The sequence below is a fragment of the Streptomyces sp. NPDC060028 genome (genome assembly GCF_042736725.1).
In the GTDB taxonomy this organism is placed as follows: domain Bacteria; phylum Actinomycetota; class Actinomycetes; order Streptomycetales; family Streptomycetaceae; genus Streptomyces.
The window spans coordinates 164,753-190,072 of the sequence record NZ_JBHWVJ010000001.1 but is presented as its reverse complement, the minus strand read 5'-3'; the positions used below and the strand labels follow the sequence as shown (position 1 = coordinate 190,072).

General features: G+C 68.0%; 26 protein-coding genes and 1 pseudogene. 19 read left to right on the top strand and 8 right to left on the bottom strand.

The genetic code is table 11. The features are described from left to right. The first annotated feature begins 47 nt into the window (after positions 1–47). Positions 48–1,622, top strand: a complete 1,575-nt coding sequence (ffh, locus tag ACFWBF_RS00910; RefSeq protein ID WP_385593060.1) for a signal recognition particle protein — start codon at positions 48–50, stop codon at positions 1,620–1,622. 135 nt (positions 1,623–1,757) lie between these two features. Further along, complete coding sequence (ftsH, locus tag ACFWBF_RS00905; RefSeq protein ID WP_385593057.1) at positions 1,758–3,680, top strand: ATP-dependent zinc metalloprotease FtsH; 1,923 nt, start codon at positions 1,758–1,760, stop codon at positions 3,678–3,680. 15 nt (positions 3,681–3,695) lie between these two features. On the opposite strand, the gene ACFWBF_RS00900 is transcribed toward ftsH, so the two are convergent. Then, the gene (locus ACFWBF_RS00900; RefSeq protein WP_385593053.1) at positions 3,696–4,382 is read right to left on the bottom strand and encodes a class I SAM-dependent methyltransferase; all 687 of its coding nucleotides are present in this window, start codon (positions 4,380–4,382) and stop codon (positions 3,696–3,698) included. A 131-nt stretch (positions 4,383–4,513) separates the two neighbouring features. Here ACFWBF_RS00900 and proS point away from each other — a divergent pair, with 131 nt between their 5' ends. The 16 genes and pseudogenes from proS (at position 4,514) to ACFWBF_RS00820 (ending at position 15,840) form a co-directional block, all read left to right on the top strand. After that, positions 4,514–5,926 (top strand): proline--tRNA ligase, encoded by a 1,413-nt coding sequence (gene proS / locus ACFWBF_RS00895; RefSeq protein WP_385593050.1) that lies wholly within the window; start codon positions 4,514–4,516, stop codon positions 5,924–5,926. 191 nt (positions 5,927–6,117) lie between these two features. After that, positions 6,118–6,714 carry a hypothetical protein gene (locus ACFWBF_RS00890; protein ID WP_385593047.1) on the top strand — a complete coding sequence of 199 codons (597 nt, stop codon included), beginning with the start codon at positions 6,118–6,120 and terminating at the stop codon, positions 6,712–6,714. 281 nt (positions 6,715–6,995) lie between these two features. Beyond that, entirely contained in the window at positions 6,996–7,433 is a 438-nt protein-coding gene (gene rpsP / locus ACFWBF_RS00885; RefSeq protein WP_385223400.1) for a 30S ribosomal protein S16, read from the top strand. Positions 7,434–7,435: 2 nt separating this feature from the next. After that, positions 7,436–7,675 (top strand): RNA-binding protein, encoded by a 240-nt coding sequence (locus tag ACFWBF_RS00880; RefSeq protein WP_030011889.1) that lies wholly within the window; start codon positions 7,436–7,438, stop codon positions 7,673–7,675. A gap of 81 nt (positions 7,676–7,756) precedes the next feature. After that, entirely contained in the window at positions 7,757–8,362 is a 606-nt protein-coding gene (rimM, locus tag ACFWBF_RS00875; protein ID WP_385593044.1) for a ribosome maturation factor RimM, read from the top strand. Then, the gene (gene trmD / locus ACFWBF_RS00870; RefSeq protein WP_385593041.1) at positions 8,362–9,183 is read left to right on the top strand and encodes a tRNA (guanosine(37)-N1)-methyltransferase TrmD; all 822 of its coding nucleotides are present in this window, start codon (positions 8,362–8,364) and stop codon (positions 9,181–9,183) included. Before rimM ends, trmD begins: the two co-directional genes overlap by 1 nt. 133 nt (positions 9,184–9,316) lie before the next feature. Then, complete coding sequence (gene rplS / locus ACFWBF_RS00865) at positions 9,317–9,667, top strand: 50S ribosomal protein L19 (protein ID WP_385593037.1); 351 nt, start codon at positions 9,317–9,319, stop codon at positions 9,665–9,667. A 44-nt stretch (positions 9,668–9,711) separates the two neighbouring features. Beyond that, positions 9,712–10,434 carry a signal peptidase I gene (gene lepB, locus ACFWBF_RS00860; RefSeq protein ID WP_385593034.1) on the top strand — a complete coding sequence of 241 codons (723 nt, stop codon included), beginning with the start codon at positions 9,712–9,714 and terminating at the stop codon, positions 10,432–10,434. Beyond that, positions 10,427–11,284 (top strand): signal peptidase I, encoded by an 858-nt coding sequence (gene lepB / locus ACFWBF_RS00855; protein WP_385593031.1) that lies wholly within the window; start codon positions 10,427–10,429, stop codon positions 11,282–11,284. The genes lepB (ACFWBF_RS00860) and lepB (ACFWBF_RS00855) overlap by 8 nt, the downstream gene beginning before the upstream one ends. A 113-nt stretch (positions 11,285–11,397) precedes the next feature. Then, a complete protein-coding gene (gene lepB, locus ACFWBF_RS00850) occupies positions 11,398–12,312 on the top strand; it encodes a signal peptidase I (protein ID WP_385593028.1) in 915 nt (304 codons plus the stop codon). Positions 12,313–12,374: 62 nt separating this feature from the next. Beyond that, positions 12,375–13,154 (top strand): signal peptidase I, encoded by a 780-nt coding sequence (lepB, locus tag ACFWBF_RS00845; RefSeq protein ID WP_385593024.1) that lies wholly within the window; start codon positions 12,375–12,377, stop codon positions 13,152–13,154. Next, positions 13,144–13,689 carry an NUDIX hydrolase gene (locus ACFWBF_RS00840; protein WP_385593019.1) on the top strand — a complete coding sequence of 182 codons (546 nt, stop codon included), beginning with the start codon at positions 13,144–13,146 and terminating at the stop codon, positions 13,687–13,689. The genes lepB (ACFWBF_RS00845) and ACFWBF_RS00840 overlap by 11 nt, the downstream gene beginning before the upstream one ends. Before the next feature lie 55 nt (positions 13,690–13,744). Next, a complete protein-coding gene (locus ACFWBF_RS00835) occupies positions 13,745–14,053 on the top strand; it encodes a DUF2469 domain-containing protein (protein WP_005311352.1) in 309 nt (102 codons plus the stop codon). A gap of 159 nt (positions 14,054–14,212) precedes the next feature. After that, complete coding sequence (locus tag ACFWBF_RS00830) at positions 14,213–14,584, top strand: YraN family protein (RefSeq protein ID WP_385593016.1); 372 nt, start codon at positions 14,213–14,215, stop codon at positions 14,582–14,584. Further along, a pseudogene (locus ACFWBF_RS00825) lies at positions 14,584–14,745 on the top strand (magnesium chelatase); the annotation flags it as partial. The gene ACFWBF_RS00830 and the pseudogene ACFWBF_RS00825, both read left to right, overlap by 1 nt. Before the next feature lie 567 nt (positions 14,746–15,312). Next, entirely contained in the window at positions 15,313–15,840 is a 528-nt protein-coding gene (locus tag ACFWBF_RS00820) for a hypothetical protein (protein WP_385593013.1), read from the top strand. An 863-nt stretch (positions 15,841–16,703) separates the two neighbouring features. Here the strand turns inward: ACFWBF_RS00820 and ACFWBF_RS00815 are convergent. Continuing rightward, entirely contained in the window at positions 16,704–17,447 is a 744-nt protein-coding gene (locus ACFWBF_RS00815) for a ubiquitin-like protein Pup (protein WP_385593010.1), read from the bottom strand. A 158-nt stretch (positions 17,448–17,605) separates the two neighbouring features. Then, entirely contained in the window at positions 17,606–17,953 is a 348-nt protein-coding gene (locus ACFWBF_RS00810) for a hypothetical protein (protein WP_385593007.1), read from the bottom strand. A gap of 303 nt (positions 17,954–18,256) precedes the next feature. Between ACFWBF_RS00810 and ACFWBF_RS00805 the strand changes: the two genes are divergently transcribed. Continuing rightward, complete coding sequence (locus ACFWBF_RS00805) at positions 18,257–19,474, top strand: IS256 family transposase (protein WP_385593004.1); 1,218 nt, start codon at positions 18,257–18,259, stop codon at positions 19,472–19,474. Between the two features lie 449 nt (positions 19,475–19,923). On the opposite strand, the gene ACFWBF_RS00800 is transcribed toward ACFWBF_RS00805, so the two are convergent. The 5 genes from ACFWBF_RS00800 to ACFWBF_RS00780 all read right to left on the bottom strand — a co-directional run bounded on the left by ACFWBF_RS00800 (position 19,924) and on the right by ACFWBF_RS00780 (position 25,300). Then, on the bottom strand, positions 19,924–20,985 hold the full coding sequence (locus ACFWBF_RS00800) for an aminotransferase class I/II-fold pyridoxal phosphate-dependent enzyme (RefSeq protein ID WP_385593001.1): 1,062 nt from the start codon (positions 20,983–20,985) through the stop codon (positions 19,924–19,926). Then, complete coding sequence (locus ACFWBF_RS00795; protein WP_385592998.1) at positions 20,982–22,751, bottom strand: DUF4910 domain-containing protein; 1,770 nt, start codon at positions 22,749–22,751, stop codon at positions 20,982–20,984. The genes ACFWBF_RS00800 and ACFWBF_RS00795 overlap by 4 nt, the downstream gene beginning before the upstream one ends. Continuing rightward, positions 22,748–23,746 carry an alkaline phosphatase family protein gene (locus ACFWBF_RS00790; RefSeq protein ID WP_385592995.1) on the bottom strand — a complete coding sequence of 333 codons (999 nt, stop codon included), beginning with the start codon at positions 23,744–23,746 and terminating at the stop codon, positions 22,748–22,750. The genes ACFWBF_RS00795 and ACFWBF_RS00790 overlap by 4 nt, the downstream gene beginning before the upstream one ends. A 40-nt stretch (positions 23,747–23,786) precedes the next feature. Beyond that, a complete protein-coding gene (locus ACFWBF_RS00785) occupies positions 23,787–24,998 on the bottom strand; it encodes a hypothetical protein (RefSeq protein ID WP_385592990.1) in 1,212 nt (403 codons plus the stop codon). 92 nt (positions 24,999–25,090) lie between these two features. Continuing rightward, complete coding sequence (locus tag ACFWBF_RS00780) at positions 25,091–25,300, bottom strand: hypothetical protein (protein ID WP_385592987.1); 210 nt, start codon at positions 25,298–25,300, stop codon at positions 25,091–25,093. Positions 25,301–25,320: the final 20 nt, after the last annotated feature.

The following is a 25,320-nucleotide window of genomic DNA, read 5'->3' as shown; positions in this document are numbered from 1 at the left end:
CCTGGGGGACGACCACACCGCCCCCGACCCGAGGAATCGCGACCACCGTGTTCGATACGCTTTCCGACCGCCTCAGCGCGACCTTCAAGTCCCTCCGGGGCAAAGGCCGCCTCTCCGAGCAGGACATCGACGCTGCGGCGCGGGAAATCCGTATCGCCCTCCTCGAGGCCGACGTCGCACTTCCCGTGGTCCGCTCCTTCATCGCGAACGTCAAGGAGCGCGCCCGCGGCGAAGAGGTCTCCAAGGCCCTGAACCCGGGCCAGCAGGTCCTCAAGATCGTCAACGACGAGCTGGTCTCCATCCTCGGCGGGGAGACCCGGCGGCTGCGGTTCGCCAAGACCGCCCCCACCGTGATCATGCTGGCCGGTCTCCAGGGTGCCGGTAAGACCACCCTCGCCGGAAAGCTCGGCCTGTGGCTCAAGGGGCAGGGGCACACCCCGCTCCTCGTCGCGTGCGACCTCCAGCGCCCCAACGCCGTCAACCAGCTCTCCGTGGTCGCGGAGCGCGCCGGCGTCGCGGTCTACGCCCCCGCGCCCGGCAACGGCGTCGGCGACCCGGTCCAGGTGGCCAAGGACTCCATCGAGTACGCGCGCACCAAGCAGTACGACGTGGTCGTCGTCGACACCGCCGGCCGTCTCGGCATCGACGCCGAGCTGATGCAGCAGGCCGCGGACATCCGCGACGCCGTCAGCCCGGACGAGATCCTCTTCGTCGTCGACGCCATGATCGGCCAGGACGCGGTCAACACCGCCGAGGCCTTCCGCGACGGCGTCGGCTTCGACGGCGTCGTGCTCTCGAAGCTCGACGGCGACGCCCGCGGTGGCGCGGCGCTCTCCATCGCGCACGTCACCGGCAAGCAGATCATGTTCGCCTCGAACGGCGAGAAGCTCGACGAGTTCGACGCGTTCCACCCCGACCGCATGGCGGGCCGGATCCTCGACATGGGTGACATGCTCACCCTCATCGAGCAGGCCGAGAAGACCTTCAGCCAGGCCGAGGCCGAGAAGATGGCGGCCAAGCTGGCGAAGGGGCCGAAGGAATTCACGCTCGACGACTTCCTGGCGCAGATGGAGCAGGTCCGCAAGATGGGCTCCATCTCCAAGCTGCTCGGCATGCTCCCGGGCATGGGTCAGATCAAGGACCAGATCGCCAACATCGACGAGCGCGACGTGGACCGCACCGCCGCGGTCATCAAGTCGATGACCCCGGCCGAGCGCCAGGACCCGCACATCATCAACGGCTCGCGCCGCGCCCGTATCGCCAAGGGCTCGGGCGTCGAGGTCAGCGCCGTGAAGTCGCTCGTCGAGCGCTTCTTCGAGGCCCGCAAGATGATGTCCCGCATGGCCCAGGGCGGCGGCATGCCCGGGATGCCGGGCATGCCGGGCATGGGCGGCGGCCCCGGCCGGCAGAAGAAGCAGATCAAGCAGGCCAAGGGCAAGCGCAAGAGCGGCAACCCGATGAAGCGCAAGGAAGAGGAGGCCGCGGCCGCCCTGCGCCGCGAGCAGGGCCCGCAGGCCGAGGAGCCCGCGGCCGGCGGCAACCCGTTCGGCCTTCCGGCCGGGGGCGCCCAGCCCGGTCAGGACTTCGACCTCCCGGACGAGTTCAAGAAGTTCATGAAGTAGGACGTACGCCGGTACGCGGGGAGGGCCCCTGCCGCGCCTGTGACCACAGGTCGCGCGGCCGGGGCCCCCCTTTTTTGCGTGGGCAATGATCAGGTTTGTCCTTTATCGTCGGGCGGGACGGCATAAGGAGGCCACGTGCCCAGCCCCACCCCCGTACCGCCGCGCGACCGGGCCGACACCCCCTGGCGCTCGGAGGGCGCACGGCCCACCCCACCGCCCAGGAAGAAGATGCCCGGCGGCTGGCGGGGGCTCATCCTCGCCGCGCTCATCGTCTACCTGATCACCAACCTCGTGCTGTCCTTCTTCAACGAGGGCGACGAGCCGACGGTTTCCTACACGGAGTTCAGCAAGCAGGTCGCCGACGGCAACGTCTCGAAGATCTACTCCAAGGGCGACGCCATCCAGGGCCAGCTGAAGAACAAGCAGCCCGTGCCCGACGGCGGCAAGGGCGACTACACCAAGTTCGTCACCCAGCGCCCGGCCTTCGCCGACGACCAGCTGTGGGCCAACCTCACCAAGCACAACGTCAACGTCACCGCCTCCCCCGTGGTCGTCCAGCGCAGCTTCCTGGCCAACCTGCTGATCTCGCTCGCCCCGATGCTGCTCCTGGTCGGCCTGTGGCTCCTCATCGCCCGCCGGATGGGATCGGCGATGGGCGGCATGGGCGGGCTCGGCCGCAAGGCCCCGCCGAAGCCGGTGGAGCTGGAGGAGGGCGCCACGCGCACCACCTTCGAGGACGTGGCCGGCATCGACGAGGTCGAGGGCGAGCTCAACGACGTCGTCGACTTCCTCAAGAACCCTGAGCAGTACCGCAAGATGGGCGCCCGGATGCCCGGCGGCGTCCTGCTGGCCGGCCCGCCGGGGACCGGCAAAACCCTGCTGGCCCGCGCGGTCGCGGGGGAGGCGGGGGTGCCCTTCTTCTCCGCCTCCGCCTCCGAGTTCATCGAGATGATCGTCGGTGTGGGCGCCTCCCGGGTGCGCGAACTCTTCTCCGAGGCGCGCAAAGTGGCCCCCGCGATCGTCTTCATCGACGAGATCGACACGATCGGACGGGCCCGCGGCGGCGGCGCCGCCATGGGCGGCCACGACGAGCGCGAACAGACCCTGAACCAGATCCTCACCGAGATGGACGGCTTCTCCGGCTCGGAGGGCGTGGTCGTCCTGGCCGCGACCAACCGCGCGGACGTCCTGGACCCCGCGCTGACCCGCCCCGGCCGCTTCGACCGCACGGTGGCCGTCTCCCCGCCGGACCGCGCCGGCCGCGAGGCGATCCTGCGCATCCACACCCGGGAGATCCCGCTGGCCCAGGGCGTCGACCTGGCCCAGGTGGCCCGCACGACCCCGGGCATGACCGGCGCCGAGCTCGCCAACCTGGCCAACGAGGCGGCCCTGCTGGCGGTCAAGCGCCAGCAGAGCGCGGTGACCCAGTCGGACCTCTCGGACGCGCTGGAGAAGGTGCAGCTGGGCGCCGCGCGGCCGCTGGTCATGCCGGAGGAGGAGCGCCGCCGCACGGCGTACCACGAGAGCGGCCACGCCCTGCTGGGCATGCTCCAGCCGGGCGCCGACCCGGTCCGCAAGATCACCATCGTGCCGCGCGGCCGCGCCCTGGGCGTGACCCTGTCCACCCCGGACGCGGACCGCTACGCGTACACGGAGGAGTACCTCCGCGGCCGCATCATCGGCGCGCTGGGCGGCATGGCGGCCGAGCAGACCGTCTACAACGTCGTCACGACGGGCGCGGAGAACGACCTCGAACAGGTCACCAACATCGTGCGCGGGATGGTCGGACGCTGGGGCATGAGCGAGCGCGTCGGCAAGCTCACCGCCATCCCGTCCGACGGGCAGGGCCCGTACGGCCTGTCCGCCGCCCCCGCCACCCTCGACGCGGTCGACCACGAGATGCGCCGCATCGTGGACGAGTGCTACGGGGAGGCCTGCCGGCTGCTCGTGGAGAACCGGCACAAGCTGGACGCCCTGGCGCAGGCGCTGCTGGCGAACGAGACGCTGGAGGAGACCGCCGCCTACGCCGCCGCGGGCATCACCCGGCTGACCAAATGACGCCCCCGCACGGCCTCAGGCCGTGCGGGCCACCACGTAGCGAAAGATGTTCGGCAGCCAGACGGCCCCGTCCGGCCGCTCGTACGGGTGAAGGGACTCCGCCAGCTCCTTCTCCGCCAGCGCGGGATCGCCCGCCGCGGCCCCGTCGTACAGGCCCGTGGACAGCAGCCCCCGCACCGCGCTGTCCACGTCCGCGTACCCGAAGGGGCAGAACACCCTCCCCGAACCGTCCGGCCGCAGGCCCGCCCGCTCGACCGCCGCGTCCAGATCCCGCGGATCGGGACCGCCGCCCAGCACCGCCGGCACCGTGCACCGCTCCGGCGGCCCCCAGTCGGCCAGCACTACGGCGCCGCCCCGCCGGACCGCGGGCAGAGCCGCGGCCAGGGAGCCCGGGCCGGGCGAGAAGGCCAGCAGGACGTCGTACGGCCGCGCCGTGGGCACCGGGGGAGCCGCCACCACCTCCAGCAGCCGCTCCCGCGCCAGCGCGCGCCGGGCCGGATCCGGTTCCACGCCGGTGGCCGAGGCGCCCCGCCCCGCGGCCAGGAGCAGGGGCAGTCCGGCCCCGCAGTCCAGGCCGAGCAGCCGGACGCCAGGGCCGACCTCCAGCCGGTCGTAGACCGCCTCGTACAGCGGTACCAGCATGCGTTCCTGGATCTCCGCCCAGTCCCGGGCGACAAGCGTCGCCGTCGGCGTCGGTGTCATCGAAAGAGCGCTCCTGATTCCATGTCGCCCCCTTGTCCCCGCTGCCAGAGAACTCCCGATTCGCCCCGGCGTCCAGAGGAGTGCGCCACCCGATTCACGCTCGGCGCGCCCGGCGCCGTACCATTCGCGCCATGGCAAAGGCACCCGTTCTCACCCCTCAGGCGGAGGATTTCCCCCGCTGGTACCAGGATCTGATCAACAAGGCCGAGCTGGCCGACAATGGTCCGGTCCGCGGCACCATGGTCATCCGGCCGTACGGCTATGGCCTGTGGGAGCGGATGCAGCAGGAGATGGACGCGCGCATCAAGGACGCGGGCGCCCAGAACGCGTACTTCCCGCTGTTCATCCCGCAGTCGTACCTGACGAAGGAAGCGGAGCACGTCGAGGGCTTCGCCCCCGAGCTCGCGGTCGTCACGCACGGCGGCGGCAAGGAGCTGGACGAGCCGGTCGTCGTCCGGCCCACCTCCGAGACGATCATCAACGACTACTTCTCCAAGTGGGTCCAGAGCTACCGTGACCTGCCGCTGCTGATCAACCAGTGGGCCAACGTGGTCCGCTGGGAGATGCGCCCGCGCGTGTTCCTCCGTACGAGCGAGTTCCTGTGGCAGGAGGGCCACACGGCCCACACCACGTACGAGGACGCCCGCGACTACGCCGCCCGGATCCACCGCGACGTCTACGGCGACTTCATGACGAACGTGCTCGGCATCGACGTCGTGCTCGGCCGCAAGACCGCCAAGGAGCGTTTCGCCGGCGCCATCAACACCCTCACCCTCGAGGGCATGATGGGCGACGGCAAGGCCCTGCAGCTGGGCACGAGCCACGAGCTGGGCACCAACTTCGCCAAGGCCTTCAACACCCGGTACCTGTCGAAGGAAGGCAAGCAGGAGCTCGTCTGGCAGACCTCGTGGGGCGTCTCGACCCGCATGGTCGGCGGCCTGATCATGTCGCACGGCGACGACAACGGCCTGCGGGTCCCGCCGCGCCTCGCGCACGTCCAGGTCGTCGTCATGGCGATCAAGGGCGACGAGGCCGTCACCAAGGTCCGCGAGCTGGGCGCCCAGCTGAAGGCCGCCGGCCTCCGCGTGCAGGTCGACGACCGCGTGGACACCCCCTTCGGCCGCCGCGCCGTGGACTGGGAGCTCAAGGGCGTACCGGTCCGCATCGAGATCGGCCCCCGCGACCTGGAGGCCGGCACCGCGATGCTGGCCCGCCGCATCCCGGGCGGGAAGACCCCGGTGCAGATCGACGCGCTCGCCGACCTGCTGCCCAAGGTGCTGGAGGAGGACCAGGCGCAGCTGCTGCGCGAGTCCCGCGAGCGCCGTGAGGCCCGTACCTCCGACGTCTCGACCATCGAGGAGGCCGCCGAGGCCGCCATCGCCGGCGGCTGGGCGCGGATCCCGTGGGCCGACCTCGGCCCCGAGGGCGAGGCCAAGCTGGCCGAGCAGGCCGTCTCCGTACGCTGCCTGATCGCGGCCGACGGGTCGGTTCCGGAGACGGACGACGCCCCCGGTACCCTCGCGATCGTTGCGCGCTCGTACTGAGTGACTCCTGCACCCCGGCGTGCGGCCTCGTGCCGCGCGCCGGGGTGTAGTCGTCATTACGTACCGACTCCTCCTGAGATCGGCGCACCCGTCCTCCTCGGGATGCATGAGACTGAACTGACTGGTACGTGCAAAAAATTTGGAATGGCCCGGAATCGGAACACCGGGGCACCCCGGCTCGTTGTCACGACGTGAGCACGACACCACCTGTTCTCGCCGCAGAGCTGGCGCAGGCGTGGGCCGATATTCAGCGGTACCACCCCGAGCTGCCTGACCTTGCCGCGCCCGAGTCCCTGATCGGAGAGTCCTCGTCCGCCTGTGGCGCCGAGCTCTCCTTCGAGCGACTGCTGCACGAGGCAGTCCACGGCATCGCCGCAACGCGCGGAGTGCGTGACACCTCGCGCGCAGGCCGCTACCACAACCGCAGATTCCTCGCGATCGCCGAGGAAATGGGGCTGGACCACTCCGACGAGCCGCACGCGAGCAGCGGCTTCTCACTGGTCTCGCTCAACCCCGAGGCGAAGCGGCGCTACCGCCCCACCATGGAGCGCCTCCAGCGGGCGCTGAAGGCGCACACCGTCGCCACCGCCGCCGACACCAAGCGCAGCTTCCGCGGGCCGGCCGCCCGCCACGGCTCCTCCGGCGGCGGGGTGCGCGTCAAGGCGGTGTGCGACTGCGGGCGCAATGTGCGGGTCGTCCCGTCCGTGCTGGCCCAGGCCCCGATCGTGTGCGGCGGCTGCATGAAGCCCTTCCGCATCCCCGAGGTCGCCATCGCGGCGGCCTCCTGAGCCGCCGGGCGCGGACGGGGCCCCGCGCCTTCGTCGGCGGGCCGACCGGCCGTTCGGCCTGTGAGCGGGCGCCTGGCCCGGGCCGGCGGTCTGGTCCCGGGCGTGGGATCTCCTCGCGGCTGAGCGCGCCGCAGGCGTATGGCACAATGGCTAGCTGTACTCGACAGTCGCATAGGACCCCTCTCTCCTCCGGCTGACGCGTCCATCGGGCACCCGAGTACCGCAACCCCACGTGGCATCTCATGTGCCCAACCACGTCAAGTTCAGGAGACACCACTCCAGTGGCAGTCAAGATCAAGCTCAAGCGCCTCGGCAAGATTCGCCAGCCGCACTACCGCATCGTCGTCGCCGACGCCCGCACCCGCCGTGACGGTCGCGCGATCGAAGAGATCGGTATCTACCACCCGACGTACAACCCGTCGCGCATCGAGGTCAACGCCGAGCGTGCGCAGTACTGGCTGTCCGTTGGTGCCCAGCCCACCGAGGCTGTGCTCGCCATCCTGAAGCTGACCGGTGACTGGCAGGCGCACAAGGGCCTCCCGGCCCCCGCGCCGCTGCTGCAGCCGGAGACCAAGGAGAGCAAGCGTCGCACCTTCGACGAGTTCGCCAAGGCCCTCGAGGGCATCGGCGAGGGCAAGGGCGAGGCCATCACGCAGAAGAAGAAGGCCGACAAGAAGGCGGACGAGGCTGAGGCCACCGCCGAGTCGACCGAGGCCTGATCATGCTCGAGGAGGCTCTTGAGCACCTCGTGAAGGGCATTGTGGACAACCCCGACGAAGTGCAGGTCGCCTCGCGCAACCTGCGCCGCGGGCAGGTGCTCGAGGTCCGGGTTCACCCCGACGACCTCGGCAAGGTGATCGGCCGCAACGGCCGCACCGCACGTGCTCTGCGTACCGTCGTGGGCGCCATCGGCGGTCGCGGGATCCGCGTCGACCTCGTCGACGTGGACCAGGTCCGCTGAGAAGTTGAATCACCGGCACGGGCCGGGGAGGGCATCAGTGCCCGCCCCGGCCCGTCGTCGTCTGAACAGGAGAGACAGAGAGTGCAGCTGGTAGTCGCGCGGATCGGCCGCGCCCACGGGATCAAGGGTGAGGTCACCGTCGAGGTGCGGACCGACGAGCCGGAGCTGCGGCTCGGGCCCGGTGCCGTGCTCCGGACCGAACCGGCGTCGGCGGGACCGCTGACCATCGAGACGGGCCGGGTGCACAGCGGCAGGCTGCTGCTGCGCTTCGCCGGGGTCAAGGACCGCACCGGCGCCGAGGCCCTGCGCAACATCCTGCTCATCGCCGAGGTGGACCCGGCGCAGATGCCGGAAGAGCCGGACGAGTACTACGACCACCAGCTGATGGACCTCGACGTGGTCCTGGCGGACGGCACCGAAATCGGCCGGATCACCGAGATCTCCCACCTGCCCTCGCAGGACCTCTTCATCGTGGAGCGGCCGGACGGCACCGAGGTGATGATCCCCTTCGTCGAGGAGATCGTCGCCGAGATCGACCTGGTCGAGCAGCGCTGCGTCATCACCCCGCCCCCCGGCCTGATCGACGAGCGCGACGCGGTCATCGACTCGACCCGTGACGAGGCCCCCGGGGAAGACGCCGCAGGGGCAAACACCGCAGGGGAAGACGCCGCAGGGGAAGACGCCTGATGCGTCTCGACGTCGTCACGATCTTCCCCGAGTACCTGGAGCCGCTCAACGTCTCCCTCGTCGGCAAGGCGCGGGCGCGCGGGCAGCTCGACGTACACATCCATGACCTGCGGGAATGGACGTACGACCGGCACAACACGGTGGACGACACCCCGTACGGCGGCGGTCCCGGCATGGTCATGAAGACCGAGCCGTGGGGCGAGGCCCTGGACGCGGCGCTCGCCGACGGCTACGAGGCCGGCGCGCACGGGCCCGTCATGGTCGTCCCCACCCCCAGCGGCCGGCCGTTCACCCAGGAACTCGCCGTCGAGCTCTCCGAACGCCCCTGGCTGATCTTCACACCGGCCCGGTACGAGGGCATCGACCGCCGGGTCATGGACGAGTACGCCACCCGCATGCCGGTCTACGAGGTGTCCATCGGCGACTACGTGCTGGCCGGCGGCGAGGCGGCCGTCCTGGTCGTCACCGAGGCCGTGGCGCGGCTGCTGCCCGGGGTGCTCGGCAACGCCGAATCCCACCGGGACGACTCCTTCGCGCCCGGCGAGATGGCCAACCTGCTGGAGGGGCCCGTCTACACCAAGCCCCCGCAGTGGCGCGGCCGCGGCATCCCGGACGTGCTGCTCAGCGGTCACCACGGGAAGATCGCCCGCTGGCGCCGGGACGAGGCCTTCCGCCGCACCGCGCAGAACCGGCCCGACCTGATCGAGCGCTGCGAGGCCTCCGCCTTCGACAAGAAGGACCGGGAAGCGCTCAGCATCCTGGGCTGGAAGCCGACCCCCGACGGCCGATTTTGGCGTAGGCCCGAGGCCGTGGAAGAATAGGCGGCTGCTGTGTGCTCGCGTGCGCCCCTGCCACAGGGGGAACGTCGCCCGCCGAGTGACACGGCTTCCGAACTCTCTACGGAAACCCGCACCGGCGACCTGTGGCGTCGTGCGAAGAAAGCAGACGAAGAACATGTCTCACCTGCTCGATGGCGTCAACGCCGCCGCGCTCCGCTCGGACGTCCCGGGCTTCCGCCCGGGTGACACGATCAACGTGCACGTCCGCGTGATCGAGGGCAACCGCTCCCGTATCCAGCAGTTCAAGGGTGTTGTCATCCGTCGCCAGGGCTCTGGCGTCTCCGAGACCTTCACCGTTCGCAAGGTCTCCTTCAGCGTCGGCGTGGAGCGTACCTTCCCGGTCCACTCCCCGATCTTCGAGAAGATCGAGCTCGTCACCCGCGGTGACGTGCGCCGCGCGAAGCTGTACTACCTCCGTGAGCTCCGCGGCAAGGCCGCGAAGATCAAGGAGAAGCGCGACAACTGAGGTCCCCTCCGGGGTCCGGGGCCGGCCGGATAGGCTCGCCCCCGATGGACACCGAAGCACCTCACACGCAGCGCGGCCACTCTTCCCCCGGCGAGGGGGAGGAGCGGCCGCGTTTTGCGTTTCCCGGGGCCCGCGCCTTCCTGACCTGGCGGCGGGCGGGGCTGCTCGGCGTGGTCTGCACCGTCTTCCTGCTGCTGCTCAGCAATTTCGTGGTCCAGCCGTTCCTGATCCCGAGCCGGTCGATGGAGCCGACGCTGGAGGTCGGGGACCGGGTGCTGGTCAACAAGCTGGCGTACCGTTTCGGCGACCAGCCGCGACGGGGTGACCTGGTGGTGTTCGACGGCACGGGATCTTTCGTACGGGAACGCCCGGCGGACAATCCGATCGGTACGGCCCTGCACGGCGCGGCCTCGGCGCTCGGCCTCGCGGAGCCTTCCGACACCGACTTCGTCAAGCGGGTCGTGGGTGTCGGGGGCGACGACGTGGTGTGCTGCGACGCCGGCGGCCGGATCAAGGTCAACGGGGTCGCGCTGGAGGAGCCGTACCTGTTCCCCGGCGACGAACCCTCGAAGGTGCCCTTCCGCATCGTCGTACCCCTTGGGACCCTGTGGGTCATGGGTGATCATCGTTCCCAGTCCCGGGACTCCCGGGACCACCTGGGGGAACCGGGCGGGGGGATGGTGCCGGTGGAGAAGGTGATCGGGCGGGCCGACTGGATCGGCTGGCCCGTCTCGCGCTGGGGTTCCGTGGGCGGCGGACATGGGTAGCCGGGGCCGGCCGCGGGCCGAATGGGAGCCCGAGCCGGAGCCCGAGCCGGAGCCGGAGCCGATCGCCGTGCCGGTAGGCGGCCGCGCCGAGCGCCGCCGGCTGGCGCGCCGCGTCCGGCGGCGCCGACGCACCCGCCGGGCGGGGGAGCTGCCCCTGCTGGTGGTCGTCGCGCTGTGCATCGCCCTGCTGCTCAAGACCTTCCTGGTGCAGGCCTTCTTCATCCCGTCGGGCTCCATGGAGCAGACGATCCGGATCGGCGACCGCGTGCTCGTGGACAAGCTGACGCCGTGGTTCGGCTCCGAGGTCGAGCGCGGCGACATCGTCGTGTTCAAGGACCCCGGGGGCTGGCTCAGCGGCGAGGCGGCCCGGCCCGCACCGGACCCGGTCGTGGTCAAGCAGATCAAGCAGACCCTGACCTTCATCGGTCTGCTGCCCTCGGCCGACGAGCAGGACCTGATCAAGCGCGTCATCGGGGTCGGCGGCGACACCGTCAAGTGCTGCGACGCCCGGGGCCGGGTCACGGTCAACGGCTCGGCGCTCGACGAGCCGTACGTGAACCCGGGCAACTCCCCCTCGGAGATCCGTTTCGAGGTGCAGGTGCCGCAGGGGCGGCTCTTCGTCATGGGTGACCACCGGGCGAACTCCGCCGACTCCCGCTACCACCTCGACGAGGGCTTCCAGGGCACCATCGACGAGGACGGGGTCGTGGGCGAGGCCGTCGTCATCGCCTGGCCCTTCGGCCACTGGCACCGGCTGGAACAGCCCGCCACCTTCCGCATGGTGCCCGATCGGGCGCGCCGCGGACGGCGCGTGCCCCGTCGGCGCCGCGGGGGCGCGTCGTTCGCATAGTGTGTCCTCGGTCTCCCGCGCCTTCGGGAACTCCCGCTCGTTAAGGGAGGGGAGGGCCCGTGCCTGATCCGGTACGGGCGGCGAATCCGAGTGAGGGAGTGGATGTGGGGGATGTGGCGGTAGGCGCACGATCCGGACGCGATGAAGGCGATGAGCGGCCGGACGATGCCGTCGAGTACAAGGCCGCCGAGGGTGAGGACGCGGACGGTGGCAAGGCCGCGCGCCCGCACCGCTCGTTCTGGAAGGAGCTGCCGCTCCTGGTCGGCATCGCCCTCCTCCTCGCCCTGCTGATCAAGACCTTCCTGGTGCAGGCGTTCTCGATCCCGTCCGACTCGATGCAGGACACCCTGCAGCGCGGCGACCGGGTGCTCGTGGACAAGCTGACCCCGTGGTTCGGCTCGGAGCCCGAGCGCGGCGAGGTCGTGGTCTTCCACGACCCGGCGAACTGGCTGTCCGGGGAGCCCACCCCGGATCCGAACTTCGCGCAGAAGGCCCTCAGCTGGATCGGCCTGATGCCGTCCGCGGAGGAGAAGGACCTGATCAAGCGGACGATCGCCATCGGCGGCGACACGGTCGAGTGCAAGAAGGGGGGACCGGTCGTCGTCAATGGCAAGGAGCTCGACGAGCCGTACATCTTCCCCGGCAACACCCCGTGTGACGACGCCCCGTTCGGTCCGATCACCGTGCCCAAGGGCAAGATCTGGGTGATGGGCGACCACCGCCAGAACTCCCAGGACTCCCGCTACCACATGCAGGACTCCACCCAGGGCTTCGTGCCGGTCGACAAGGTCGTCGGTCGGGCCGTGGTCGTCGCCTGGCCGGTCACCCGCTGGGCCACGCTCCCGGTCCCGGACACCTTCGACCAGCCGGGCATCGGCAACCAGGCCAAGGCCACCGCGCTCGGTCTCGGGGCCTCCGGGCTGGGGCCGGTCGGGCTCGCTCCGGCCGCGCTGGGACTCACCGGCGCGGTGCCGGTCGTACTGTGGCGCCGCCGGAGGCTGACAGCTGGGAGCACCTCCCAGCTGTAGCCGGGAGTACCGCCGGGTAGGGTGCCGCCCAGGTCGACGATCTCCGGGTTGGGGTTGCTGCAATGGGCGGAACACAGGCAGGACGAGCTATACGTGGCGATGGTGGCCGCGGCGGTCTCGGCAACGTGTTGTCGGGGCTCGCCGTGGCCATCGGCTTTGTGCTCTTCCTCGGTGGCTTCGTGTGGGGAGCGCTCGTGTACCAGCCGTACACGGTGCCGACCGATTCGATGTTGCCGACGGTCAAGCCCGGGGACCGGGTGCTGGCGCAGCGGATCGACGGCGGCGAGGTGCGCCGCGGTGACGTGGTGATCTTCACTGACACCGCGTGGAGCGATTCGCCCATGGTCAAGCGGGTCGTCGGCGTCGGCGGGGACACGGTCAAGTGCTGCGGCGCCGGTGGCCGGCTGACGGTGAACGGCAAGGAGCTGGACGAGCCGTACATCGAGCAGGAGAAGCTCGATGTGGTCGGCGCGCCGGACGCGGGCGCCTCGCGGACGGCGTTCGAGGTGACCGTGCCCGAGGGCAACCTCTTCCTGCTGGGCGACCGGCGAGGTGCCTCGCTGGACTCCCGGGCGCATCTGCAGGAGGCCGGACAGGGGACGGTGGCCCGGTCGGCGGTCAGTGCCCGGGTCGACGCCGTGGCCTGGCCCTCGGTGTCGATGCTGGAGCGGCCGCAGACGTACGCAGGCCTGCCCGGCGGGATCTCGCGGTCCGGACCGCTGCGGCTGCAGCTGACCGCGGTCCTGGCCGGAGCCGCCCTGGTGGTGCTGGGGGCCGCATACGGGCCGGTCGTACGGGTCCTCGGGCGCGGGCGGCGGCGGGAGCGGGCCGGTGCCCGCTGACGCGGGGCGGGGTGCGGATGCGCCGGCCTCGGGCTCGGCGGCGGGGCCCGACGAGGGCCCGCGGAAGGTGTCACGGGTGATCCTGCTGGACCCGGACGACCGGATCCTGCTGCTGCACGGCTTCGAACCGGCGGACCCGGCGGACAGCTGGTGGTTCACCCCGGGCGGCGGCCTGGAGGGCGAGGAGAGCCGGGAGCAGGCCGCGCTGCGGGAGCTGGCCGAGGAGACCGGCATCACCGAGGTGGAGCTGGGGCCGGTGCTCTGGCAGCGGTACTGCTCCTTCCCCTTCGACGGGCGGCGCTGGGAGCAGGACGAGTGGTACTTCCTGGCCCGTACGACGCAGACGGCGACCGAGATGGGCGGCCTCACCGAGCTGGAGCGGCGCAGCGTCACCGGAGCCAGGTGGTGGACCTCCGAGGAACTTCTCACGGCACATGAGACGGTGTACCCGACCAGACTCGCCGAGCTGCTCCGTACGCTGCTCGTCGACGGGCCTCCGGGTGCGCCGGTGATCCTGGCCCCGGAAATCGTTTAGGGGCGCGGGGGCCTGGCGCACAATAGGGGGACGCACGGCTGAAGGGGAACATGCCATGAGTGCCGAGGACCTCGAGAAGTACGAGACCGAGATGGAGCTGAAGCTCTATCGCGAGTACCGCGACGTCGTCGGGCTGTTCAAGTATGTGATCGAGACCGAACGTCGTTTCTACCTCACCAACGACTACGAGATGCAGGTGCACTCGGTCCAGGGCGAGGTGTTCTTCGAGGTCTCGATGGCCGATGCCTGGGTCTGGGACATGTACCGGCCGGCCCGTTTCGTGAAGCAGGTGCGGGTGCTGACCTTCAAGGACGTGAACATCGAGGAGCTCAACAAGAGCGACCTCGAACTTCCGGGCAGCTGAGCGGCCGGCTCCCCGCAGGTTCCCCCGTGGATTCCCTCGCGGATTCCCCCGCGGATTCCCTCGCAAGGGTGAGGGCGTTGTCCACAGCGCCCCGGTTGTCCACCAAGATCCACAAGGTGGGCGGGGACGCGGGATCTTCGGTGCCGGAGGTGGTGCCGGATGAACGCGAAGGGCGTGGCACAGCAGGCATTGGGGCGGTACGGCGAGGAGCTCGCGGTCCGGCGGCTGACCGAGGCGGGGATGACCGTCATCGCGCGGAACTGGCGGTGCCGTAGCGGGGAGATCGACATCGTCGCGCGGGACGGGGACGCCCTCGTCCTGTGCGAGGTCAAGACCCGGCGGGCGGGGGACTTCGAACACCCCATGGCCGCACTGCGGCCGGGCAAGGCGGAACGGCTGCGCCGACTCGCGGGGCGCTGGCTCGCCGACCACGGCGGACCACCCCCGGGCGGGGTGCGCATCGACCTCGTGGGGGTCCTGTTGCCGCGGCGCGGTGCGCCCGTGGTGGAGCACGTCAGGGGGGCGGCCTGATGGGGTTCGCGCGGGCCTGCTCGGTCGCCCTGGCGGGTGTCGACGGCGTGGTGGTGGAGGTGCAGGCCGATCTGGAACCGGGGGTCGCCGCCTTCACGCTGGTGGGGCTGCCCGACAAGACCCTGGTCGAGAGCCGCGACCGGGTGCGGGCGGCCGTGGTGTTCCCCGTCAAGTTCATCTGTTCAGTCAGGTCACGCCTCTGGGCGCTGCCGTGGCAGAGTGCCGCGGTGCCTATGGGGGTAGCTCGATTGGGAGACGACGGGATCCGCTCAAGGTAATCGAACGCATGAGTGAATCGCGATCGGATGCCTTACGATCGCACGTGTCGCAGTCAGGTCGGCAACCGGTCGAGCGCGAGCATTGCGGTGCGGCTGATGGCCACATTAGGGTCGTTGTGGCGATCTTGGTCTGGTGAGAGCCTCTCCGTTCTAGCCTGCTGGCGAGCGCTGGTGCCCGATTTCCGTGTCCTTGCGCCAGCTGCCTCGGTTAGGGCTATGTTGCCGAACGCCCCAGGCGGGCTTCTGGGGAGCTACTAGTAGGCCGGGGCTCGGATCCTGCCGGAGGGCGGTTCCACGCTTCTGGCGCGTGAGTCAGAGCCCCCTACGGGGGCAGGGTTTCGGGTGAGGGCGGGTTGAGTCATGACGGGTGCGTCGCGAGGACCAGTCGATGTGCTCTCGAGGTCAGTCCCGTCGGGAACGCTGATTCCGCACGAGTCAAAGTTGCAGGCCGTGAACGTGTTCGGCGCACAGGCCGTCGTCGCCTACCGGCGCGACGCTGTCGAGTGTGACAGGCGTGCTGCTGAAGGTACGCCGCCGCTGACCCGGCCAGACGTGCTGGACCTCCTCATGGGGCTGCCTGTGGGTGAGGCCGTGCCGGTCAATACCTTGAGTTCACCCGAGCGGCGTGCGCTCAAGGCGGCGCCGAAGGGTGTGGTCGTTCAAAGCGGCGGAACTGTGACCAGGCAGGTTGTTCAGCCTCTGCGTGTTGACCTTGCCATCGTGCCCGGCAGAGGCTGGGAATCGGCAATGGAGAAGGCGGAGCTCTTCACCCCGTTCTGCGCGCGTGCGGTTCTTGTTGAGCGCCCCTTGCGTCGTAAGGATGACGCGATACTGCAGGCGGACTTCTACGGCATCGGCCTCCTGGCTCTGATCGGCAATGAGCTGGACGTCCTGGTCCCTCCGCGGCCTTTCGTGAAGCGCCGCCACACCGTAGCTGGCTGGAAATTCCTCGAAGACCTGTACGCCCAGCTGGCCTAGTGGACCGAGGAACGCCCGAGCGAGGCTGACGGCGGCGCGCGCGGCGCACGCCCATCCAATGGCCGCGGCGTTGGGGTCGTCGGGAGCATCTTCGTGGGGAAGACCGACTGACCATGGGGGCACGGTCATGGTGAGGGAGTCCAGCCGGTCGCCGACGAAACCGAGTTCGAACCAGGCGCGGCGGGCCTGGTCCTCGGCCAGGGGCCACTCCCATGGGCCGGTGAAGTAGGCCCGGGCGTGGCCAGTACCAGCGACGGATTCCTCGTAGCCGGCACCCGCGGAGCGCCAGAGCAGGGCCCATAGAGCGCGGCGGTGCGCAGCTCGGCGTCGTGGCTGCTTTCGCCCAGGTCGTTGGGGACGTTGATACCCAGGGCCGCGAGCAGCTGCTTCTCGGTGGCGTACAGCGGGGTCAATGCCCCCCCTCTGAGGGCTCGGTGTCGCGGGGTCGGCATGAGGCGCGTCTGGCAAGGGGCTGCCGCCGAGCAGTGCTCGGCACAACGATCCGCATGCTCCGCAGTCACCTGCCGACCAGCAAAGCGGGTTCCGCGCTCGATTTGGTAGCCGGTAGTTTCGACAGCCCGGAGTGTGGCCGCGGCGCAGACCTGGGTGGAATCACCGCCGTGACATCCCGAGGAGGCTGCGGCTGCCGCCGCAAAATCGCTCCCACCACAGGCCCAGCCGGGTATGTCTGTCAACCGACGGGGAGTGCCCTAACTGCAAGCTCAATCCGCCTTCACGCACGCGTCCAGGCGCTAGGTACGGCGCAGCTCGTGGATTTCTCCTTCGGGCGCAGCAGCGGGCCAGACCTCAGTAGCCACCGGCACGGCCGTCGAGTCCGTGCGCCTCGACTGCCAGCGCAATAGTTATCGCGCGTCCGTGCTGGGATTATCGTTGATCCACTGGCTCAGGATGCGCTCCAATAGTTCATTCGGCTCCAAATATTCGGGACCCGCCGCTGCGACTCTCTTGATCTCCTGATACTGGTCGGCGCGAATTTGAATCAAGTGTTGCTCTTGAGTAAAAGCTTTATAGAACAACACCCAATGCAAAGCCGCGGCTTCATCAAGTGAATGCTTGGGGGGCTGCTCGTCGAGCAGGTATTCGGCGGATCTCCATTCGGCGTGAAGCATTTCCTCGAAATTTTCGTCGAGTGTGCCATCACCCCTCAGTAGGGCCTCCGCGTTAGATGGGCCCGGGATTTGATCAATGGCAAGCAGGAGTCTGCTCATCATTTTCTTGAAGGTTACCCAAGGCATTCCCGCGGTCACGCTGACGCTGACCACCCCGATGAAAAACGATGGCTCCAGGAGGCCGGACCAGCCTTGGCCACCCTTTTGCACAAAGCTTGTCACAAACTCCATCTCGTCAGAGGATACAACGTCATCGATTTCGTGCAGGATGTCGTCCACTGCCCGCGAGTCGCCTGCCCCGACTGTTACAGGGGTAGGAGAACTTGCAGAGAAAATCCGTCGGCAGGCATCGACAAAAAGGTCGACATGAGCAGCTCCGAGCGACGCAAGCCCTAGAAGGGCGAGGGTCGTAATAATCGAAAAGACGATGCCCGCGACAGTGGACCTTGAGTAGACGGAAATGGACGCGGCGATCAAGGTGACAGTCAGAGTGCAGGTGGCGAACATCGCGAGAAAGACGTAGAGTCGATACTCGTAAATTCGAACGATCTCTCGAAAAGGCCCCTGCGGGAGCCTAAAGCTCGCCCTAAGGTAGCGCCGAACGAATCCCCCCAGCGTGAGCGGTTTATCCATCATTACCCTCCAGCCTTCCAGACTTGAACTGCTTGGCCGGTGACATCTCGAATCACGTAAGCGACAAGCACTGCGAGAGTGGAAATGGTAAATAGCCATTTGAGGCCGTCCGCTACCGCACCCTCTAGGCCTGGCAGCTCGCCGATCCAGTGGAACAGTGATTCCGCCTGATGGTGCATCCAGACCCAGGCGAAGACGAAGAGGAAATCAACGGCAACGCAAAGGAGGGAGAATCCGAAAACCCTAAGTCTCGTGCCCAGATCTTTAACCGGTTTCCAGCCTTGCGGGGCCGCATGCCGCTCTGTTTGTTTGTCGTGAAATCCGTTTGATCGTTCGTTAGATTCAGTCACCGGGGTGGTCCTCAAGGGCGAACGCGGTGGTGGTGGATATCTAACTCTTTCCACGCTTTGGCGGCTTGCCCTAGCTGGCAGCACCAGACGGCGTAACGAATGAACCCCACTGGGGCTGCCTCAGCTCGCATGGCGGCCGCCTGCGATGGCGTCCCGTGGAGTGGTGTAACGGATCTTGGCTGGGAAGTGCGCCGCTTGTGTGCCCTCGTGTGCATCGACTGCGGGTGAATGCTCCCTGAAACGGGGCAGGCCACCGTGCAACTGTCCTTGGTGAACTGCCAGTTCGTTCCAAGGGGGTGCCCGGTGGCCTTGTCCCAGCATGACCTACTTCGCCTGCTTGAGTCACTACGTTCGGCGGATGGTCTTGAACTCGTCCGCGAAGTCGCCGAACGGCTGCTCCAGGAGTTGATCGAGGCCGAGGCCACCGCCCGGATCGGTGCGGAGTGGGGCGAGCGGACCGACACCCGCACCACCTGGCGCAACGGCCATCGGGAGAAGACCGTGACCACACAGGCCGGCGACCTGGAACTGGCGATCCCCAAGCTGCGGGCCGGGAGCTTCTTCCCCAGCCTGCTCGAACGCCGGCGCCGCATCGACCAGGCTCTTTACGCGGTCGTCATGGAGGCCTACGTTCACGGGGTGTCGACCCGCTCGGTCGACGACCTGGTCCAAGCCCTCGGCTCGGACACCGGCATATCGAAGAGCGAGGTGTCCCGGATCTGTGCCGGCCTCGACGAACAGCTCGACGCCTTCCGCACCCGGCCGCTGGACCACGTCCGGTTTCCGTACGTCTTTCTCGACGCCACCTACGTCAAGGCCCGCGTCGACCATCAGATCGTGTCCCAGGCCGTGGTCATCGCGACCGGTGTCACCGAGGACGGCGGCCGTGAGGTCCTCGGCGTCATGGTCGGGGACAGTGAGACGGAGGTCTTCTGGAGCGAGTTCCTTCGCTCGCTGCGCGAACGCGGCCTGAGCGGTGTCCGCCTGGTGATCTCCGACAGTCACAGCGGTCTGGTCAAAGCGATCCGCAAGGTCATGATCGGAGCCGGCTGGCAGCGGTGCCGCGTTCACTTCGTGCGCAACGTGTTCGCCGTGATCCCGAAGGGGTCCGCGGAGATGGTCGCTGCGACGATCCGCACGGTCTTCGCCCAGCCGACCGCCGACGCGGTCCGGGCCCAGCTCGACACCGTCGCGGACATGCTCGGCCGGCAGTTCCCCAAGGTCAAGGAGATGCTGCTGGGGGCGAAGGAGGACCTGACCGCGTTCGCGGACTTCCCCGATCAGCACTGGAAGAAGATCCAGTCGACCAATCCGCTCGAACGTCTGAACCGGGAGATCAAGCGGCGATCCGACGTCGTCCAGGTCTTCCCGAACACCGCAGCCGTCACCCGCCTGGCGACGGCCGTCCTCGTCGAGCTCCACGACGAGTGGATCGCCTTCCCCCGCCGCTACCTCTCCATCGAGAGCATGGACAGCCTCTATCCGGACAACACCACCTGCCTGCCCGGCACTGCCGAATGATCAGCCACACCACACCAAGGGACATGACCTGGCCCTGGAGACACGAACTGGCCACGGCTTTCCACCGCCTTGCCGCACTGCCACGTCCCGCCGGCTGACCAGTAAACCCCTGACCGCCCACGACCCGGAAGACCTTGGAGAAGCCGACCTCCGCGCCGGGACTCCGCCATGCTCAAGCAACGAAGTCACCTCGCCCACCTGGCAGCAGACGATCAGCGACGTCTCATCACCCCAACCGAAACGGCGAGGCTAGGGTCCCCAGACGCGTTGCGCGCCTGCGCCAGTCGGCGGATCACCCTTTTCTCGTTCTCGTCACGGCAAGCCGTGCCTACGGCACCACCGTCCAGAAACCGCCCCCGAGCACCCCAACTGGCAGGCCATACACCCACGGAGAGCGGAATCCAACACCAAATTGGCGAGACGAGTGACCACGTGTGAAGTTGCCTCCATCACCTGTCGAGCAGGGCACGAAAGCGGCTCATACGACGCTCTTCCAGGGGCACACTCAAGCGCAGCAGCGGTGGTGACGGGTGACCCGTCCAGAGTGGGTGCGTCTTGCCAACAACGCCTCGGCTTTCCAGACGCGCCGCCGCAAAGTCATCGTCCAGCAGCAGGTAGGGAAGGTGCTCGCTCGATGGGAACGGTTCACCTACATCCGCTGCACGGATTAGGAAGGCGCATTCTTGCTTGCGCAATCGAACCAGGCGGCGGAGGGGCTGAGCGATGTCGCCTAGATGCAGCACCGCTCCGGCCAGGCGAAGGGACAGTGTCGAAACGGCAAGCGGTGCGAGAACGGACCGGACGCGATCGACGAGGCTGGGGGCGCACAGGCAATACGCCAGGCGTAAGCCGCCCAGTCCGTACGCCTTGGACATCCCTCGCAGCACGAGGAGGTGCGCGTGACGAGCGACCAGGGTGGCGGCGCTGTAGGCTGGCGGGCAGTAGTTGGCGTTCGACTCATCCACGACGACCAAGGCATCGCATGCCGCTGCGCGGCGGCACAGCGCCTCAACGTCGTCGAGATCACGAAAGACATCGCCAATCAGCGCGGGGCGTTCCAAGTAGAAGAGCGCCGGTGCGCCTGCGGAGGCATCTGACACGCACCACCCGCCTCGCTGTCGCACCCAGTGTGGGAAGTCAGGGTAGACAGGTCCGATCACGGCTACCTCTGCCGTCTGAGCAAGGCCGGCGAGCCCGTGGAGCAGCGAGGCAACTCCTGCGCCGCAGGTCACTGACGCCGAGTCCGGAGCGAGACCGAAATACCCGAAGACGGCAGCCGATAAAGCGTGCTCGCCGTATGGGTCGTCTACGGCATAACGCTGCAACGCCGCGAGGTCGGCTTGCTCGGCCCGCAACTCATGCCGGATCGTTGCAAGGACATCCCGCGAGAGAACCGACCGTTCGTCCAACGTCCAGCGTAGGTTTATTAGGTCAGGCCCGTCGGTGAGGCTGGGCACGTTGCGGTACGACAGGACCGCCAATTCACTGTCGCCCTCGAAGTCCGGCCTCATGACCACGCCGACGCAGCGTCGACTGGCGCGACCCACCCTGATTCGAGCATGGCACCGACCAGCAGTTGGGTGGTTCGCCGCTCCAACGGACGCCGCATCCCGAAGGAGGCTTGACGTGCCAGCGTTTCGGCATCCTGCAGCCCGTCCACCAGGGTGGCCAATGTGTTGAGCACTGCGAGATTAGCCTTGTCTGATCGGATGAGGTCGACCACCCGCTGCCGCACGTCCGACGGCATGTCTGCAGTCATCGCCCTTACATTCAGCGGACCGGACCAACAACGACGCAATGGCGGTCCGGTCAGCTCGTGCACGGTAGCGTGCTGGGTGTACCGGGGCACGCTGCCTGCCATTGCGTGCGTCAGGCAGTTGACGTAGTTGAGCAACCCAGCCGACCACCGTCCGTCATCGACCTCCCGGCATCGGTCCGCCAGGCGTACAGCCGCGGCCTTCTCGCGATGACACCAACTGCCCACGAGGCTGGCGCTCTCTGACGCGGTCAGAAAGCCGCCTGCAGCGGTCCTAGCAAGCACCACGCCCGTGGCCGCCGCGCGGTGCAGCTCAACCGCGGAAACCGTGTCAATCACATCGCCAGAGGAGTGGTTGAGCCGATCGGGAGCGTGGCAGAGCTGCACGGCTGGTGCGCCGTACGAGGCAAACACCATGTGGTCGGAGAAGCCAGCGAAAGGCAAGGCAGCCCAACTGCCCGGATGACTCGACGTTTGTGCCAATACCTCGCCCAAAACGGCCTCACCTAGTGGAGCCAGTTGGCCCAGCAGCGCGTCGGGCGGCCGCTCCAACAAGAACGGTCTGCGATGCCTCGCCTGGTCGGTCCCGACCACGTCCATGTCCACAATCGCGGCGGGACGCTCACCTCCTTGAGCGAGGTGCCCGTGCAGCGCGGCGGCAGCGCCGACAAACTCCGGTGCCCAGACGAATCGGATAGTGCGTGGCGGGCGCCACAGCGAGTCGATTTCCTGAAGGTGGGTAAAGGCGGCGCCGACGCCCAGCAGGGTTGCGACGCCGGAAGCGTTGTCGTTAGCTCCGGGACGCGGATGGCATAAGTGGGCGGTCAGCCACACTTCTGCGCCCGGCTCACCGGGCAGCACGGCCTGTACCACTGGCATACTGGCAGGCTCTGCGAGTTCGACAACAGCCCGCGCACGTGCGCCTCGGGCTGCCGCCCAGCGAATCGTAGCTAGTTCCTCCGGAGTAACGCTGAAAGCGAAGAGCGGACATCCCAACGGCAACTCCAACCGAGCGCGATGCTCGACGTCACGTGCCGCACTCACGAAGCCGACCGCCCCAGCAGTGGCAATCCAGGGTAGCGGATCGGCGTCGCCCAGTTCGAGGACAGCTATGGCTCCCTTCAGGCCTACGGGATCACCAGAGCGAGCGCTAACGAGCGGGGCTTCGAGTCCAGCTGCTCCCGTCGCTGCCGAGTAGGCAGCAAGGCAAACCGGCTGACGACGATGATCCAGCGATAACACTTGGCGACCATCGCACAAGACGTCTAGCGTTCCTACAGCGGGCGTCCACGATAAAGGAGCCTGGAACGACCACCAGCGCGCGCGCCCGTCCGCCGGGTACTGGTTGATCGACACTGCCTGAAGACCCACGCGCTCCGCGTGGTCGGTAACCACCGCCGCGGCGTCCTGGATACCTTGGGATGCTTGGTAACGATCGTGCCGACTGACTTCATGCAATACAGTGAGGACGTCTTCTAGCGGCACGGCGGCCAGTGCTTCTCGTACCCGATTCGAGATCATATGCCGCCCCACTGCGCGAGAGGAATGTCAACTTCGGCCGACGTGGTAGACCCGTGTTCGTATGTGTCGCCGGGCCGGACTAGGAAGCCCTCACCCTCCGCGACCAGGACGAGAGACCCTACGCGCGAATGGGACTGCCCGCCCGGATCAAACACCTCGTCCGACGTGAGAATTCGTATCGAGGCTGGCAGTGATTGCGCTAGGAAATCGCGGACTTCGCCGTCGCGAAACTCGGGCGTATAGAGCCACCGAGTGCGACCTGCCCCACCGAGTCGGCAACCCAAATCCCGCTGGGCACGCTCCAGCAGTCCAGCCACCGCCGAATCATGGGTGGTCGGGACGAGCCCGTGGTCGGAATAGGCGATGACAACCGCACCGCGGTCAGCCAGGTCGCCGGCCAGGCGGTCCACGGCCTCGAGGAATGCTTGCACGGGCGCGTCATAACCGTGCCGGTGGATATGGGCGTCGATGTCCACGTGACACCAGACGAGCTTCGGGTGGTGGTCGCTTGCCTGTATCCAGTGGACGAGCGCCGTGCGCAGTACAGATGCGGCCGTCGCAGCGCCGTCCGCGCGGGTGAACAGGGCCGGCCCCGGTGTCTGCCGGGCACCCGCGAGCAGGACATTGCGCCAGCGTCCCGGGAGGTTCTGAAGGTCGCCCAGCAGCGCGAGCGGAGCATAGCCCAACCGCGTTGCGTCGCCGAACAGGTTGTCGTAGATCGGGCAGAGATCGACGACCACCTCCTGGAAGACGTCGATCAGTCGGCCGCATACGGTGAACACCACGCCCGGAACACCGTGCTCGTCGACGGTCAGCCCGGTTGTGCTGCTCAGCCAACCGGCCGACGAGGTGGTCGGGAACACCGCTCGCATCGCGGTGACGTGCGCTTGTGACCAGCTCACGCGGGCAAGCTCCAGCGGAACACCGTCGAGGGCGAGGACGACCACGTGCCGTGGGTGCGCCCTCTCCCGCTCGGCGGCGAGCAGGGCAGTCACGTAGGGCCTTACCTGACACAGGGAGGGAGCAGGCATGGCATCACCCAACAGCGCCGCTGCGCCCGAGCATTCGCTCGAATGCTCGACGCAATGGGAACGGAATCTGCCGCTCGATGTGGAACCCTAGCTGGGAGTCGTAGGTGTATGACACTGGGTGGGCCTGCGCGAGTTCGGCGATTCCGGCGGCCAACTGCTCCACAAAACCGGGGAACTGCGATTGCATCGCATAGACGACACTGTAGTACAGGTTGCGCCCCAGTGAGAAGCACGGGTATCGGGCTTGATAGTTCTGCAGGGAGTACGCCGGAAAGCAGCCGTCAAGTATACGCTTCGGACACCTCCATAGCGGCAGGATGAGTGACACGTCGCCAATAGCACGAACCGGAACCGGCGCAGGCTGCATTCCCGACGAGAACCGGAACAAGCCCTCGCACACAACGTCCTCGAGGTTCAGACCTGTACAGATGAAAGGCGTGCCAACTTCACGAGCTCGCCGCGCCAATGCGAGCCGGATAAGGAGAGTGCCGAGGAACTCGAAATCGTCACCTGGAAAGGCGCGCTCGAACCGCTCGATCAATGGAGTCGAGCCCGGTGGAATGGCTAACAACTCGGCGACGTCATCTTCCTCGAGCACTGTCAGCGGAAGTCCGTAAGAGGCGCAGATCGCCTCCGCCCGTGGCACTCCCTGGTCCCAGTCCGGGATGCCCTTCAGAATGACGGGATCGACCGTGATCGAGTGCCCGGCCAGGTGGCTCAGCGCGTACAGCAGCGCGTTGCTGTCCCCACCTCCGCTGACACCGACGACAAGAGTGCTACCTGTCGGCACGGCGGCCCGGATGCAGTCGGCAACCCGTTCGACCACGATCTCCTTGCACTCGGCCGAACTGAGCTTCCTAAGGTAGGACTCGGCTACGGACGCGGAGCCGTCGAGGTGCTGATAGACGTACTCAGTGACGGGAGCAGGATCGGCGCTCTCCTGCGTGAGTGCAGCGTCGAGAGAGAATAGGAACGGGTTGACATTGCGGTTGAGGAAGATCTGCAACTCGGCAATGTCGTCGAGCTCACCGGGCTGTTTGTCGAGACAGGCCGACAGACGTGCCGGCCCCCCGGAGCGCGGCACCGCATAGATGGAGACGCCCGACCACGGGACCTGGTATCTGGTGAGCACGTCGAGGACTCGTTCGCCTGGGCGCGCGGTGAGAACCTGGCGACCGTGTGACGTCACCACGCAGATTGGTATGTCGGCCCGCATCCCGGCCTCCCTGGTGTCGACGGATTGACGTTCACCCGCTGTACGGCGTACTAACCGGGCCGCTGGGGCGGCCCGGTTCGGGATACTTCGGCCTACTGTGCGCCGGTCTCGCAGCTCGCGCCACAGATGCTCTCCAAGCCATGCTTGGACGCCGAGACAGGGCCGCTGCCGACACGCAGCTGCTCGAGCTCCGACAGCGTGTAGGGCACCTGCCGCGGACGCGGCGCAGGAACGAGTTGCACCTCAGCCTCCTTCAGGGCGAAGGCGCTGCTGGGATTGCTGTTGTCGGGCTGTACTGTCATGCGAACTCCCCTTTTCGTCT

Coding starts and splice junctions, on each gene's coding strand:
- lepB (WP_385593031.1), top strand. CDS start 10,427: ATGGGTAGCCGGGGCCGGCCGCGGGCCGAATGGGAGCCCGAGCCGGAG.
- ACFWBF_RS00785 (WP_385592990.1), bottom strand. CDS start 24,998: ATGCGGGCCGACATACCAATCTGCGTGGTGACGTCACACGGTCGCCAG.
- ACFWBF_RS00780 (WP_385592987.1), bottom strand. CDS start 25,300: ATGACAGTACAGCCCGACAACAGCAATCCCAGCAGCGCCTTCGCCCTG.
- ACFWBF_RS00880 (WP_030011889.1), top strand. CDS start 7,436: ATGCTCGAGGAGGCTCTTGAGCACCTCGTGAAGGGCATTGTGGACAAC.
- trmD (WP_385593041.1), top strand. CDS start 8,362: ATGCGTCTCGACGTCGTCACGATCTTCCCCGAGTACCTGGAGCCGCTC.
- proS (WP_385593050.1), top strand. CDS start 4,514: ATGGCAAAGGCACCCGTTCTCACCCCTCAGGCGGAGGATTTCCCCCGC.
- lepB (WP_385593024.1), top strand. CDS start 12,375: ATGGGCGGAACACAGGCAGGACGAGCTATACGTGGCGATGGTGGCCGC.
- lepB (WP_385593034.1), top strand. CDS start 9,712: ATGGACACCGAAGCACCTCACACGCAGCGCGGCCACTCTTCCCCCGGC.
- ACFWBF_RS00800 (WP_385593001.1), bottom strand. CDS start 20,985: ATGAGGCCGGACTTCGAGGGCGACAGTGAATTGGCGGTCCTGTCGTAC.
- ACFWBF_RS00795 (WP_385592998.1), bottom strand. CDS start 22,751: ATGATCTCGAATCGGGTACGAGAAGCACTGGCCGCCGTGCCGCTAGAA.
- rplS (WP_385593037.1), top strand. CDS start 9,317: ATGTCTCACCTGCTCGATGGCGTCAACGCCGCCGCGCTCCGCTCGGAC.
- ACFWBF_RS00900 (WP_385593053.1), bottom strand. CDS start 4,382: ATGACACCGACGCCGACGGCGACGCTTGTCGCCCGGGACTGGGCGGAG.
- ACFWBF_RS00835 (WP_005311352.1), top strand. CDS start 13,745: ATGAGTGCCGAGGACCTCGAGAAGTACGAGACCGAGATGGAGCTGAAG.
- ACFWBF_RS00830 (WP_385593016.1), top strand. CDS start 14,213: ATGAACGCGAAGGGCGTGGCACAGCAGGCATTGGGGCGGTACGGCGAG.